Source organism: Candidatus Protochlamydia sp. R18 (assembly GCF_000648255.1).
Classification (GTDB): domain Bacteria; phylum Chlamydiota; class Chlamydiia; order Chlamydiales; family Parachlamydiaceae; genus Protochlamydia; species Protochlamydia amoebophila.
The window spans coordinates 1-12,967 of the sequence record NZ_BASL01000657.1 but is presented as its reverse complement, the minus strand read 5'-3'; the positions used below and the strand labels follow the sequence as shown (position 1 = coordinate 12,967).

15 protein-coding genes are annotated in these 12,967 nt (G+C 33.7%); 9 read left to right on the top strand and 6 right to left on the bottom strand.

From position 1 onward, the window contains the following. Window positions 1-716: 716 nt before the first annotated feature. The gene (locus TY19_RS03960) at window positions 717-1,664 is read right to left on the bottom strand and encodes a DMT family transporter (RefSeq protein ID WP_042280434.1); all 948 of its coding nucleotides are present in this window, start codon (window positions 1,662-1,664) and stop codon (window positions 717-719) included. Window positions 1,665-1,977: 313 nt separating this feature from the next. On the opposite strand from TY19_RS03960, the gene prfB reads away from it, so the two are divergent. The 8 genes from prfB (at window position 1,978) to proS (ending at window position 9,697) form a co-directional block, all read left to right on the top strand. Then, a protein-coding gene (prfB, locus tag TY19_RS03955; RefSeq protein WP_226988479.1) for a peptide chain release factor 2 occupies window positions 1,978-3,073 on the top strand; the annotation gives its coding sequence in 2 pieces (ribosomal slippage) (window positions 1,978-2,046 and window positions 2,048-3,073; 1,095 coding nt in all). Beyond that, the gene (locus TY19_RS03950) at window positions 3,073-3,585 is read left to right on the top strand and encodes a GNAT family N-acetyltransferase (protein ID WP_042280430.1); all 513 of its coding nucleotides are present in this window, start codon (window positions 3,073-3,075) and stop codon (window positions 3,583-3,585) included. The genes prfB and TY19_RS03950 overlap by 1 nt, the downstream gene beginning before the upstream one ends. A gap of 3 nt (window positions 3,586-3,588) precedes the next feature. Beyond that, on the top strand, window positions 3,589-4,296 hold the full coding sequence (locus tag TY19_RS03945) for a hypothetical protein (RefSeq protein WP_042280428.1): 708 nt from the start codon (window positions 3,589-3,591) through the stop codon (window positions 4,294-4,296). Window positions 4,297-4,335: 39 nt separating this feature from the next. Further along, window positions 4,336-5,073 (top strand): YebC/PmpR family DNA-binding transcriptional regulator, encoded by a 738-nt coding sequence (locus tag TY19_RS03940; protein WP_039359666.1) that lies wholly within the window; start codon window positions 4,336-4,338, stop codon window positions 5,071-5,073. Window positions 5,074-5,182: 109 nt separating this feature from the next. After that, window positions 5,183-6,577, top strand: a complete 1,395-nt coding sequence (locus tag TY19_RS03935) for an anthranilate synthase component I family protein (protein WP_042280424.1) — start codon at window positions 5,183-5,185, stop codon at window positions 6,575-6,577. 137 nt (window positions 6,578-6,714) lie between these two features. Continuing rightward, window positions 6,715-7,206 (top strand): hypothetical protein, encoded by a 492-nt coding sequence (locus TY19_RS03930; protein WP_042280422.1) that lies wholly within the window; start codon window positions 6,715-6,717, stop codon window positions 7,204-7,206. Continuing rightward, the gene (locus tag TY19_RS03925; protein WP_052354763.1) at window positions 7,196-8,026 is read left to right on the top strand and encodes an aminotransferase class IV; all 831 of its coding nucleotides are present in this window, start codon (window positions 7,196-7,198) and stop codon (window positions 8,024-8,026) included. The genes TY19_RS03930 and TY19_RS03925 overlap by 11 nt, the downstream gene beginning before the upstream one ends. A 147-nt stretch (window positions 8,027-8,173) precedes the next feature. Next, window positions 8,174-9,697 (top strand): proline--tRNA ligase, encoded by a 1,524-nt coding sequence (proS, locus tag TY19_RS03920; protein WP_042280420.1) that lies wholly within the window; start codon window positions 8,174-8,176, stop codon window positions 9,695-9,697. Window positions 9,698-10,401: 704 nt separating this feature from the next. On the opposite strand, the gene TY19_RS03915 is transcribed toward proS, so the two are convergent. The 5 genes from TY19_RS03915 to TY19_RS03900 form a co-directional block, all read right to left on the bottom strand. Next, complete coding sequence (locus TY19_RS03915; protein WP_042280418.1) at window positions 10,402-10,722, bottom strand: hypothetical protein; 321 nt, start codon at window positions 10,720-10,722, stop codon at window positions 10,402-10,404. A gap of 189 nt (window positions 10,723-10,911) precedes the next feature. Then, window positions 10,912-11,847 carry a TerC/Alx family metal homeostasis membrane protein gene (locus TY19_RS03910; protein WP_042280416.1) on the bottom strand — a complete coding sequence of 312 codons (936 nt, stop codon included), beginning with the start codon at window positions 11,845-11,847 and terminating at the stop codon, window positions 10,912-10,914. Between the two features lie 2 nt (window positions 11,848-11,849). Beyond that, window positions 11,850-12,194, bottom strand: a complete 345-nt coding sequence (locus TY19_RS03905) for a hypothetical protein (RefSeq protein WP_042280414.1) — start codon at window positions 12,192-12,194, stop codon at window positions 11,850-11,852. A 33-nt stretch (window positions 12,195-12,227) separates the two neighbouring features. After that, complete coding sequence (locus TY19_RS26745; protein ID WP_445082244.1) at window positions 12,228-12,368, bottom strand: hypothetical protein; 141 nt, start codon at window positions 12,366-12,368, stop codon at window positions 12,228-12,230. Further along, window positions 12,365-12,610 (bottom strand): hypothetical protein, encoded by a 246-nt coding sequence (locus TY19_RS03900; protein ID WP_042280412.1) that lies wholly within the window; start codon window positions 12,608-12,610, stop codon window positions 12,365-12,367. Before TY19_RS03900 ends, TY19_RS26745 begins: the two co-directional genes overlap by 4 nt. Window positions 12,611-12,907: 297 nt before the next feature. Between TY19_RS03900 and TY19_RS26740 the strand changes: the two genes are divergently transcribed. Next, a partial coding sequence (locus TY19_RS26740) for an IS630 transposase-related protein (RefSeq protein WP_226988465.1) occupies window positions 12,908-12,967 on the top strand: 60 nt, incomplete at its 3' end.

Below are 12,967 nucleotides of genomic sequence, written 5' to 3'. Positions count from 1 at the left end.
AAAATTTTTACAATCTCCTTAATTTTTTGAAAATAGAATCGTTGTGATTTTTTCCTAAACTCGCTGAATAAAAAAATACAATTCGAGTAAAAAGTGAATTTAATTCAAGCAATGCCATCTTACTCGCTTAATTTACTGACTAAAGTGATGGAAAGGCTCTCAATCAAGTTGAAAGCTTAAATTTTTTAGGGTTTGATAAAAATTACGGATGATCAAATCTTGTTCCAGATCTACTGTTTTGCAAATAGAATTGCTTAGTCAAGGAATGTATTTTGCAAATATTTAATCTAGGAAAGTTGTTAAAGAGATATTTTTAGATAATAAAGTTGGTTAGTTATTTTAAGGATCTACACAAAACAACAAAGGATATTTATTCGAACCTTTCACATATTTTTACTGCTTAACAATTTTAAATCAGATTGCCTCGAATAAATAAATTCAACTCATGGAATTTTGTAATTTTACTCACTACCGGACGAGACTTGGTAATGAAATCGAATTTCATAAAAATTTAGAATTACAATGGGGGTGTTGTGGCCAATAAACTTTTTATTCATAGCTCGTTAAAATGCATTTGTAAAGTTATAAAAAATATCGCGGTTTTTGAAGAATTTGAAAATCCAGAAATGATAAATCTTACTTTGAAACGACAAATTAAAAATTTTTAATGGATAGATTAAATTAAATAAACCAATTCAGGAATTGTCCAAATTGCCTCAATGAGTAGGAGCTATTAGTTGCCCTTTCTTAAATGTTTGCAAAGTGAAAAAAGTTCCCCATAAGAGAATAATCATTCCCACTCCTTCCCAAACAGTTGGAAAGCGGCGATGAAAGGAATAGACATAAATCAAGCCAAAAATTGTTTCAAAAATGGTTAGTTGACCAGCTAATGTCATGGGAATTTCCTGACTCCCTTTATTCCATAAATAAGCGCCAATCCAGGAACAAAAAAATCCTAAAATACAACTTCCTATTAAAAATTCTTGAAGAGGGCGATCAAAGACAAAAAATTTGTTTAGAGATTTTTTTTCTATGACAATCAAAGAAAAAGAGATGATAAGCAGTACCCAAAATAGAGTTGCTAGCCCAAGGAGTGTTGCCCAATCACTGGGTGGAATTTCTGGGTGCTGTTTGAGGAATTTTGCGTTGGATAAAACGTACCAATTCCATGAAAATAGCGAAAAAATTCCGCAACTGAGACCGAATAAATAGGTATGGCAAGAAGTTGTGCATAAGTTATTAATGGCAGAGTAATTGACTAAAACAAGTCCTACAATAACAATCAAACTTGGCAAAATTAATTGTTTAAAAGAGCATTCTTGATGGTGCCAGTTTCCGTAAAGCGCTAGCGTGATAGGACTTAAACTTAAAAGAAGAGTGATTGTGGAAGCGTTTGAATATCTTGAACCCAGGATCAGTGAAAAATAATAAAAAATATTAACCACTAAAGCATAAATTAGAGCTTGTATCCAAATCATTTTTGGAATGGCAAGCCATTTGTTGATTCCTTGACAAAGCATGATAATAAAAGAAATAAAACCAAAACAAAAATAACGGCCCAAAGCAACTTCAAGAGGTGTAAAACTAATCAATAAATCTGGAATCACAAAAATAAGCCCCCATAATAAACAGGCGCTTAGTACAAGAACGATTCCTTTATACATACTAATAGATTTTAAAAATTGTGCTTGTTGTTAGAATAAAAAAATTCTTTATTCATTAATTTTACTAACAAATAATAAACAAAGCAAGATCTTTAATCCCACAATTCTGAAGAAAATATTTTCAAAAGTTTTTTCTTTGGGAGTGAATAAATAATGAATTTATTTTTAATTTAAATTATAATGTTTTGTCTGTTAATGAATTATAAATGGTTAATGCTAATTATTACCACTAAAATAAAAAATCATTTAAATTTAATGGGACTGAATAATAAAATTAATTGGCTAGATAAATGTTTTTCCAAATGAGGTAGAGATGAATAATGAAGCTGAATTGAAGGTAAAAGGAATCGAAGAGCGTCTTCTTCACATGTGGAGGTATCTTTGACTTGGCTGCGAAGGAAGCTAGGGTAAAAGAATTAGAGACATTAATGGGAGAAAGCTCGTTTTGGAATAATTCTGAACAAGCGCAATTAATTATTAATGAATGCCGCGATTTGCGAGCTTGGACTGTCCCTTATCAGGAACTTAAAACAAAATTTGAAAATTGCAAAGAGTTACTTCCTGAAGCCTATGAATTAAATGAAGAATCTTTTATTGAAGAACTTTTAAGAGATTTAGATTCTATTGAGAAAGTGCTGGGAGATTTAGAAGTTCAGCGAATGTTATCTGGAGAAATGGATAACAAAGATTGCTATTTGACGATTAATTCAGGAGCTGGGGGAACAGAAGCTTGTGATTGGGCTCAGATGTTGTCGAGGATGTACCAACGCTGGGCGGCTAAGAAGGGATGGAAAATTGAAATTATCGATTTTGTCGATGGAGACGTGGTTGGTTTAAAAAGTATTACTCTGCGTTTTCAAGGCTCTTATGCTTATGGTTATAGCAAAGCTGAAAAAGGCGTACATCGTTTAGTGCGCATTTCCCCTTTCGACAGTAATGCTAAGAGGCATACCAGTTTTGCATCAGTGGATGTTTCCCCAGAAATAACTACCGATATTCAAGTTGAAATTAAACCTGAGGATGTGAGAGTGGATACTTTTAGATCTTCAGGAGCTGGAGGGCAGCACGTAAACAAAACAGATTCTGCTGTACGTTTAACTCACATCCCTACAGGAATTGTTGTTTCTTGTCAAACTCAACGAAGTCAAGTACAAAATAAAGAAGCTTGTTATCAGATGCTTCGTTCAAAGTTATATGAAATGGAAGTTTTAGAGCGTGAAAAAACCCTTAATACTCTAAAAGGGGAAAAAAAAGAAAACGCTTGGGGTAGCCAAATCCGCAATTATGTTTTTCAACCTTATACGCTTGTTAAAGACACAAGGACGAAAGCTGAAAGTGGTAACATACAAGCCGTGATGGATGGTGAATTAGATGAATTTGTTAACGCTTATTTAAAGGAGTTTGGCTGATGAATAGTTCAAAGGCGATTCCTAGTGGGATTGAAGTGCGCTATACGGAATCTGGAGATGCTAAGTACCTTAAAGAATGGTTAATGGATCCAGAAATTCGGCGTTGGTTTCCTATGGATGATGAATTAGAAATTGATGATGCTGTCATGCGATGGATTGTTTTTTATCGTTATAAATGTAGTTTAACGATTCTTAAAGATGGCATTCCTTGCGGAATCGCAACTCTTTATCTTCAGCCTTATCGCAGATTAGCCCACCAGTGTGAATTCGGGATTATTTTGGCACGTGATTTTCATCGACAGGGAATCGGTACCTATTTGATGAATAGTATTATTCATTTAGCAAAAGAGAAATTCAAAATCGAGTTGCTTCATCTTCAAGTTTATAAAGGGAACCAAGCAGCTATTAGTCTCTATGAGCGTTTTGGCTTTAAAATTTTTGGGGAGCAAAATAATTGGATTAAAGAAAACGAAGGATATGGTGGACGCGTTTTTATGGAGAGATTTATATAAATAATGATAAACGATCCTCAATTAACGCAAACTTTTCAGCAAAAGCTTGAAAATAGTGCCGGTATGAAATTACAGTTGAAAATCAATGATAATCGTTCAACGATGTTAAGCGTTAAATGGGAGCCTGACTGCGCAAAAGTTTCTCTTCATCGCATGTTCTTACAAGCTCCTTTAAATGTCATGCAAGCACTAGGTTGTTATCTCAAAGGAGAGCATAAAAAAATTGCTCCCAGCATTAAAGCTTATATTGAGGATAATTTACAAAAGCTAGATTACTCTCACGAACTAGATTTGAGTAAACTCCAAGTAAAGGGTTCTGTGCATGATTTGGAAAGTATCTATGCTCAATTAAATGAAGAATACTTCAATAATGCATTAGAATTACATATTACCTGGTTTGGAAAATCTAAGAAAAAAAAACATCGACCTAATCGCATTACTTTTGGGTTATTTCACGACCCTTTAAAGCTGATTAAAATTAATCGGATGCTAGATAACAATTACTTTCCTTATTACTTTGTATCTTTTGTTGTTTACCATGAAATGTTACATTATGTGTGTCCCACCTACGTCGATGAAAAAGGGCAAAAACATATTCATAGTAAAGCATTTAAAGAGAGAGAAAAGCAATTTAAGCATTATAAAATGGCTCAGCAATGGATTAAAGATAATCAGAATTATTTATTTAATTCATCTTATTCTTGTATATAATTCTCAAAGATAAATTCTTAAATCGTATAAGGTTCTTTCATGGCAGGTCATAGTAAATGGGCAAACATTAAGCATCGTAAAGGTAAAGCGGATGCAAAAAAGGGAAAAATTTTTTCTCGAATTGCGAAAGAAATTATTAGTGCAGTTAAATTAGGAGGAGCAGACCAAAAAAATAACCCTCGTCTTAGGCTAGCCTTGCAAAAAGCGCGCGATGCCAATATGCCCAATGAAAATATTGATCGAAATATTAAAAAAGCATCTAGTGCTGATCAAGAAGATTATCATGAAATGACTTATGAATTATATGGGCATGGGGGAGTCGGAATTGTAGTCGATGTAATGACAGACAATAAAAATCGGATTTCTTCTGACATGCGTATAGCGACGAATAAGCGTGGAGGGACGGTAGCTACTCCAGGTGCTGTCACATTTAATTTTGATCGTAAAGGGATTTTACAAATTAGTAAGAAAAATGCCATTGAAGAGGAGTTGTTTCTAGCTGCTACCGAAGCTGGTGCAGAAGATTTCGAAGTAGATAATGATGTTTTTATTATTACTACAGATCCATCCCATTTATATAGTGTGAAAGATGCTATTAACCACTTAGGATTTGCTTGCGAAGAAGCCGAGCTTGAAATGATTCCCAGAACTTATGTGGAATGTAGTGTAGAAACTGCTAAAGATAACTTGGCGTTGATCGAGTGGTTAGAAGAGCTTGAAGATGTCGACGCTGTTTATCACAATATGAAAATTCCAGAAGAATTAGAAAACGAATAATTTCTCATCAAAACGACGCGTAAATTTTTTTAGAATTTATTCACTCATCGCTATTTTATGCTTTGGGTGAATATTGAATTTATACCGCTACTTTTGCAATTGGTATAAGATGCTTAATTCTTTTATCTTACCTTCATTTTTTCAAAAAGATCTATTATTAGCAGTTGCAGATTTTTTTGCGGAGTTTGAAGGAACTTGCTTGCTTTTTTCTGGAGGCGAATTTGACTCCTCTGAGCATTCTTTTTTATCTCTTTTTCCGATTGAAATTGTGATTGCAAAAGATCGGCAAGTGATCCATAAAACAAAGCAACAGATCTTCCAGCAAGAGATAAAAAATCCTTGGGAAGCTCTTCAAAAAATTTTTTTTGACTCGTTAGAAAATAACTCTGAAAACTACGCTTTTGGATTTTTCGGTTATGAAATGGGATTTTCCTCAGATCCTGATGTACAATTATGTTGCCAATCTCATGAATGGACACCTGATGCCATGTGGCAAAAATGCGCAATTACAATTATCTACAACCATTCTAACCAACAGGCTATCCTTAAAATAGCCGATTTTACTGGCCAAACACTAAATCCTTTACATCAACATTGGGTTGAAAAACTTTCTGATAAAAATTGGTGGGAAAGTAATGGCTTTAATTTTTTTTCTCGAACTTCACAAAAAACAGAAGCTCAATTAAAAAACTTTTCTCTTTCAAATCGTCAACTTACTTATTTAAAGATGATTGATGAGGCAAAAGAGTGGATTTTTTCGGGACATGTTTACCAAATTAATTTATCCCAAGAATTTACATTTGAAGGTGTCCTGCGACCTTTTGACGTCTTTCGTCAATTAATAGAAATCAATCCCGCTCCCTTTTCCGCTTATTTGAAAGCAGATCATTATACAATTGTATCAAGCTCTCCTGAAAGATTTTTGCAAAAAAAGGAAAGGCTATTAGAAACGCGCCCAATTAAAGGAACAATACAAAGAGGTGGGTATTTTGAAGAAGATCAATTGTTCAAAGAAAGATTACTCTCATCTGAAAAAGAAAAAGCTGAGCTGTTAATGATTACAGATTTAATGCGCAATGATTTAGGTAAAATCAGTGAAATTGGCAGTGTTAAAACGGTTGATTTGTGGCGTTGTGAGGCCTATACGAACGTATATCACTTGATTTCAATTATTCGTTCTATCGCTTTAAAGCATCTAAAATCTTTAGAAATTATCCGTAGCGCATTTCCAGGTGGCTCTATTACCGGTTGTCCCAAATTGAAAGCGATGGAATGTATACAAAAATTAGAAAATCGATCACGGGGTATTTATACGGGTTCGATGGGATATATGACAGGAAAAGGAGATTTTGATTTGAATATTGCGATTCGAACTTTGGTATTTAAAGACAATTACATTAGCTTCCAAGTGGGGGGTGGAATTGTTATCGATTCTGATCCAATTAATGAATATGCAGAAACTCTTTTTAAGGGTGACTCATTATTTCGAGTACTAAAGACTTAAATGCATTTAAGTCTTTGTATTTAAAATGCAGAAAAATAAAATTTGTTTATCAATTTAATCAAATAGTAAGATTCAACAAATTTTTAGATTGTTTGAAGTAAAGAATTTAATTTGTATGTATATAAATAAGGTCATAAATGGAAATTTCAAGCAGACTTAAACAATTGGATTCTATTTTATGGGGATTAACGACCTTACAATTCAGTGCTCACTTTGCACAAGCGGAAAGGCACTATTGGGAAACGATAGAAATCATTGCTAGAGGAGCCATATTAGCATTCGTGGCGCTTTATTGTTATAATTATTTTAAACCCATTTTACCTCCAGCATTTAATGCAGTTGTTCACGGAACAAGTTGTGCTTGGGTAGCCTCTTTGGGAATTAGTTTACTTGTCAAGCAATTGGTTTTTGTGACTCAAAATAAAAATGATAGTATTGGCCTTTCCCCAAGTCCTTCTCAAACGATTTTAAATAAATTTCCTCACGTTAGGCCAAATTCAACGCCTCAAATAATATCAGAAATAGACGATTCAGCAGAGACGCCACGCATTAGTCGGACGCAGTTGGTTGCCAAGCCCCAAAAACCAGTTAGGCGTAAATTGGATTTTGGTACCGCTAATGGCCAATAAATGGGTTTGTCTAAATGGCCAATTAATGCCAGAAAATCAAGCAAGTATCCCTATCACAGATCGAGGATTTTTATTTGGAGATGGCCTTTTTACAACCTTGCGAGTTGAGCAAGGGCAAGTTGAGTTTTGGCAATCTCATTTAGAAAGATTAGTCCATCAATGCCACCAATTACGGCTCATTTTTCCTCGATTAGATTTTAAATGGATAGAAGAGTTAATCAGGTTAAATTTGGCTCACAAAGGGATTTGGCGTTTAAAAATGATGATTACAGGGGGAGATGAACGTTATTTATCTCTTCCCTTACGACAATCCTCTATTCAATTATTAACTTTACAATCGTACAAATTGGAACCATTTACTCCTTGTCGGCTAACTTTATATCCCAGTCCCATCGTTAAACCGACAGCACATTTAAAATCATTATCCTATCTTGATCGATTATATGTTTATGATTATGCAAATTTAAAAGGATATGACGATGCGGTGGTCTGTAATTGTGAAGCTTATTTGTTAGAAACTGCTTTTTCGAATTTATTTTGGATAAAGAATTGTCAATTATATATCCCCGATCCCAGCCTTTCATATTTACAAGGGATCTTTTTAACTAACCTTATCAAATATTTGAAGTTTCCTATCCATTTTTTTAAAGGAGGCATAGAAGATATCCCGAACGAAGCTACTATTTTTATTAGCAACTCCTTGAATCATCTACGTCCCGTCACTCAAATTGATCATCGAATTTTTTCCCGTCACTTGGATCTAGAAAAACAATTACAAGAAGTCATTCAACTAGCTTTATCTAATAACAGATATCCATAATTGACAAGGCTAATTCTTAAAATATTCTGCAGACTAGAATTGGTAAAAGAAGACGAACATAATTTTAAGCGAGAATTGAATTTGGATGTTAATTTTTTAGAAATATTATAGACTAGCGTTTTTTATCAAAAGCATAATGAGAAAACCATGACAAGTACAAAAGATAAAACTGCCATTACACCCACAAGAGAAAATGACTATCCAGAATGGTATCAGCAAGTCGTTAAAGCCTCGGATCTCGCTGAAAATTCACCTGTGCGCGGCAGTATGGTGATCAAACCTTGGGGTTATGGAATATGGGAAAACATTCAGCGGCAGTTAGACGATCGGATTAAAGAGACTGGACATGAGAATGCCTATTTTCCTCTTTTCATTCCCTTAAGTTTTTTAGAAAAAGAAGCGGCGCACATAGAAGGTTTTGCTAAAGAATGTGCCGTTGTGACGCACCATCGCTTAGAAGAAAAGGACGGCCGTTTAATCCCTGCAGGTCCTTTAGAAGAGCCATTAATTGTAAGGCCCACCTCGGAAACAATCATTGGAGATTCTTTTTCTCGTTGGGTAGAATCTTATCGTGATTTACCTCTTTTAATTAATCAATGGGCGAATGTTGTTCGATGGGAGATGCGTCCACGCATCTTTTTAAGGACGACAGAATTTCTATGGCAAGAAGGGCATACTGCTCATGCAACACATGAAGAAGCCTTACAAGAAACAATGACAATGTTAGAAGTCTATCGCTCTTTTGTTGAAGATGTCTTAGCTATTCCTGTGATTGTCGGAGAAAAGTCTCCCGGAGAAAGATTTCCTGGCGCTGAAAATACCTTCACTTTAGAAGCCATGATGCAAGATCGTAAGGCTTTACAATCCTGTACTTCTCATTATCTAGGGCAAAATTTTGCTAAAGGTTCTAATATTCGCTTTAGTAATATGGAAGGGCAATTAGAATATGCTTATACGACATCTTGGGGAATGACAACGCGATTGATTGGAAGTTTAATTATGTGTCATGGAGATGATGATGGATTGAGACTTCCTCCCCGTATTGCCCATAAACAAATTGTGATTGTTCCAGTCATCCCTAAACCTGAATTAGAAGCTCAAGTTCTCGAATATGCTGAAAATTTGGCGGCTGAATTGAGAAAACAAATTTTTTACGGCAAACCTTTAACCGTTCATATTGATAAAAGAGATAAACGAGGCGGAGAGAAAAATTGGGAGTGGGTTAAAAAAGGGGTCCCTCTGCGTTTAGAGGTTGGGCCAAGAGACGTCAATGAGCAAGCAGTGATGGTAGCAAGAAGAGATCAGTCTCCTAAAAATAAACAATCGTTGCCCAAACATCAAATTGTGCAGCAAGCTGCTGCAATTTTAGAAGACATTCAACGTAACTATTACGTTCAAGCAGCTACTTACAGAGATCAGCATATTTATCGTCATTTAGAAACTTTTGAAGAAATGCGTGCTTTTTTTACTCCTAAGAATGAAGAAAAACCTGAAATTCATGGAGGTTTTGTTTTAGCAAAGTGGTGTGGAGATCCGGTCACTGAAGAAATGTTAAGCGATTTAAAAGTCACGATTCGTTGCTTACCTGTGAAGCAAAGTGGGACAAAAGGGCGCTGCATTTTGACAGGACGAGAGGCAACATTAGATGCTATCTTTGCAAAATCTTACTGATTCAAAATTTAAGTGGTTGAAAATACTGAATTTATTCAGCTTCTAATGAATTGTCTGCTTGGCTAAGATAAGAAAGATGTTTAATTTTTGCAGCTTATTTCTTTTGGAGAAACTTGTTCCTTTGATTAATAAGAATAATATTCCCGTAAACTATATTTTAAATAGAGTAAGGATATTAAAATTTAAAATGAGCAAATTCTCTATCAATAAAGATTTTACAATGGCTTAAGCCTAGATTTTATGAGGTAACTGGGATATTACATGGATTAATCTAGCGTTTCAGTAACTCTAAAGCAATAGCTTAGATTTATTCATTGATAAAATAAAATCACAATTGTCATCACCTCCTGTAATCAAGCAGTCAGGTTGGGCCCCCGCTTTGTCCTGTCATGTTTAATTAGGTGGTTATCTCACTTTTACCGAGGACTTACAAATATCAACTGCACAAAAATATAATTTGATTAAGCTCATTTTGACCTTTTATATCATATTAAGCATGGGTTTAGAAAACACATGTTTTAAATTATGCAGAGATCTTTTGTCAGTTATTATTACTAAAGATATAAACTGTCAGACGAGAAGAAAAAATTAACTTATTTTGAGCTTAAATTGCTAAAAATATACGTTTAATGCATAGCTAAGCTTAATTTAAGCCAGGTACAAACCTTCAAGATTAGCAAATTTTATGATTTAAGTTTTAAAAATTAACGGACGTAAATCCAGTGAGATTGGATAGTGGCGTGATCCGAAAAAGCTTTTTTTACTTTTAAAGGGTCTCTTACGTTGTTTAGATTTAGATTTAATTTTTCATCTAATTGTTTTTTTTCATTTTGCAGTTGTTCCCATATAGGAGCGGAATAATTGGATGCATTAGAAGCGAATTCATGAACTTCTTCACTAGAAAGCCCCAAATCTTTCAAAAGCTTTTGATACTCCGATTCTAACTTTCCCATGCCTACGGAAATTTCTTTCATTTTTACTTGAGTTGAATGAAATTTTTCTTCCATTTTTTGTTCTAAACTCATATAAAACCCCAAATTAATACTCAATTAATATTTTAATATTTGTTTGAATTAATTTCAATATTTTTTCAAAATTACAAGTTTATATATTTTCTCTAAGTGTAAGAAATAAATTCGCAAATAAATTTTTAAGATTACTTGTCGTATCTGCTTGAGCTTGATTAGTTATTCTTAAGACATTTCTTTTTACAATTATTTTTCATTTTGTTTGCTTTCTGCTTGCGAAATCGGAAATAAAAAAGAGCCTATCACAGCACATAGCAGAGCTAATAATAAAATTCCTAAGGCTATAAATGTAGGGATATGAAAGAGATTTGCTAATAACATTTTAAAACCAATGAAAGTCAAAATGAAAGCCAAGGCATAGTGAAGTAAATAAAAACGTTGCATCATACCTTCTAAAACAAAAAAGAGGGAACGAAGACCTAAAATAGCTAAGACGTTCGAAGTATAAACAATAAAGGGATCCGTTGTAATACCTAGAATAGCAGGAATAGAATCGATGGCAAATACTAAATCTGCAAATTCAATTAATAGGACTACTAGAAAAAGGGGAGTTGCTATCCACTTACCACCTATTTTTACGAAAAAAGATTGTGTATGATAATCCGAAGTCATTCCAATCATTTTTTTTAGAAAAAGGTAGATGCGATTTTCTTCTAATTTGAGGTTAATTTCTTTTGAGAGCCCCATTTTTATTCCGGTATAAATAAGGAACAAGCCAAACAAATAGAACGTCCAATCAAATCGTTGAACTAGGGAAACTCCTCCCCAAATTAGCAAGCCTCTCATTAAGATGGCTCCTAGTACTCCATAAAAAAGAACACGATGTTTACAATCATCAGGTACTTTAAAATGTGTAAAAATCAGTAAGAAAATGAAGAGGTTATCCACACTTAAGGATTTTTCTAATAAATATCCTGTAAAAAAATTAATCGCTGTTTCAGAGCCGAAATGGTAATAAAGCCAAGCATTGAACAAAAAAGCAATGGCTACCCAACCCACAGAAGTTAAAACAGCCTCTTTAAATTTGATGCTATGGGGTTTGTAATAAAAATGATAAAGATCTAAAGCGAGAAGTAGAAGAATGAATACATTAAAAAATATCCAGTGCCATGAATCAGCCATATTTAATCCAAATGGTTATAAGTGCTTTTTTCTTTGGGCTCTTTTTCTTTTAACGATGTAAATAAAAGACTTTTAGGAGCCGAAGTCCCTTTGACTAAAATTGCTAGTTGCCTTTTATTGTCTTTTCCTACTAATTGCATGACAATTTCTAAAAAGTCTTCGTAATGGAGCTCTTTAAATCCTTGAATGCCCTTAGTAACCCTATCAAAGTCACCTTCATATTTAAATGTCAATGTCTTTAAAAGGTTTCCCATATCTTGAAGATTTTGAGGAAGATAGTTAAGTTTTTCTAGCAATGCATTTTTAATTTTTTCAAAATTTGATTGATTTAAAGCTTTTTCTCCCATATCGGTTAAGAAATCTTCTAAAAATAATTCAAATCAAAATAGCAAATTTTGTGGATCATGCGTATTGGATTGCACAGCAAAAAGAGTAAAGAGGTGTTGATTGAATTCTTCAGCTGTATTAAAAACTAAATACCCGGTTTGTTGTTTTGTTCGCAAGGCTGCAAAAAAAATCACTGCCGATTGCTTGAGAAAAAATTTGTTGAGCAGCTTTTGTTTTGAATAAAAAAAATATTTTTAATGGCAAGTAAAGCTGCGTTAGAGGGGTTTTTAATCGGGACATCAATTTGGTAAGATTGTTTAGGCAAAACAAAAATTTTTTCAACAAAACGTTGGTTTGGTGGAAATAGCTGTCCTGATAAAGTTGGTCGCATGCAATCCCAAAGCCTTCTAGCTTGGATTTTCCTCAATATTTCCATAAAGAAGAGCCTGAATATAGTTTTGGCTATAATAATTGTTTAGTAAATGTTAAAAAGTTTGCATAAGGAAGTTCTTTTAAAGCGTCTGCTTTTTGTTGATGATTAGCATTTTTTTGATAAAGAACATTTTGAATACTTCAATACTTTGTTCCAACGCACTTTCTTCAGCAAAATGGGTATATTCTTTAATCAGGGCTTGTTTGTAAAGTTGAAATTGAGATTCATTTTAAATATTTAATATATATAGTTAGTTGAATTTAAACTTGCATATAAGATATAGTTTGACTTAAAAAAATTATGGCATACTCCAAAGATTTAAGGCAAAAAGCACTCAACTATTTAGAAGCTGGACATTCT

Excerpts from the sequence above, each read along its gene's own strand:
- TY19_RS03900 (WP_042280412.1), bottom strand. The coding sequence starts at position 12,610 with ATGGAAATATTGAGGAAAATCCAAGCTAGAAGGCTTTGGGATTGCATG.
- TY19_RS03950 (WP_042280430.1), top strand. The coding sequence starts at position 3,073 with ATGAATAGTTCAAAGGCGATTCCTAGTGGGATTGAAGTGCGCTATACG.
- proS (WP_042280420.1), top strand. The coding sequence starts at position 8,174 with ATGACAAGTACAAAAGATAAAACTGCCATTACACCCACAAGAGAAAAT.
- TY19_RS03935 (WP_042280424.1), top strand. The coding sequence starts at position 5,183 with ATGCTTAATTCTTTTATCTTACCTTCATTTTTTCAAAAAGATCTATTA.
- TY19_RS03960 (WP_042280434.1), bottom strand. The coding sequence starts at position 1,664 with ATGTATAAAGGAATCGTTCTTGTACTAAGCGCCTGTTTATTATGGGGG.
- TY19_RS03940 (WP_039359666.1), top strand. The coding sequence starts at position 4,336 with ATGGCAGGTCATAGTAAATGGGCAAACATTAAGCATCGTAAAGGTAAA.
- TY19_RS03915 (WP_042280418.1), bottom strand. The coding sequence starts at position 10,722 with ATGAGTTTAGAACAAAAAATGGAAGAAAAATTTCATTCAACTCAAGTA.
- TY19_RS03925 (WP_052354763.1), top strand. The coding sequence starts at position 7,196 with ATGGCCAATAAATGGGTTTGTCTAAATGGCCAATTAATGCCAGAAAAT.
- TY19_RS03910 (WP_042280416.1), bottom strand. The coding sequence starts at position 11,847 with ATGGCTGATTCATGGCACTGGATATTTTTTAATGTATTCATTCTTCTA.
- TY19_RS03945 (WP_042280428.1), top strand. The coding sequence starts at position 3,589 with ATGATAAACGATCCTCAATTAACGCAAACTTTTCAGCAAAAGCTTGAA.
- TY19_RS03930 (WP_042280422.1), top strand. The coding sequence starts at position 6,715 with ATGGAAATTTCAAGCAGACTTAAACAATTGGATTCTATTTTATGGGGA.
- TY19_RS03905 (WP_042280414.1), bottom strand. The coding sequence starts at position 12,194 with ATGGGAGAAAAAGCTTTAAATCAATCAAATTTTGAAAAAATTAAAAAT.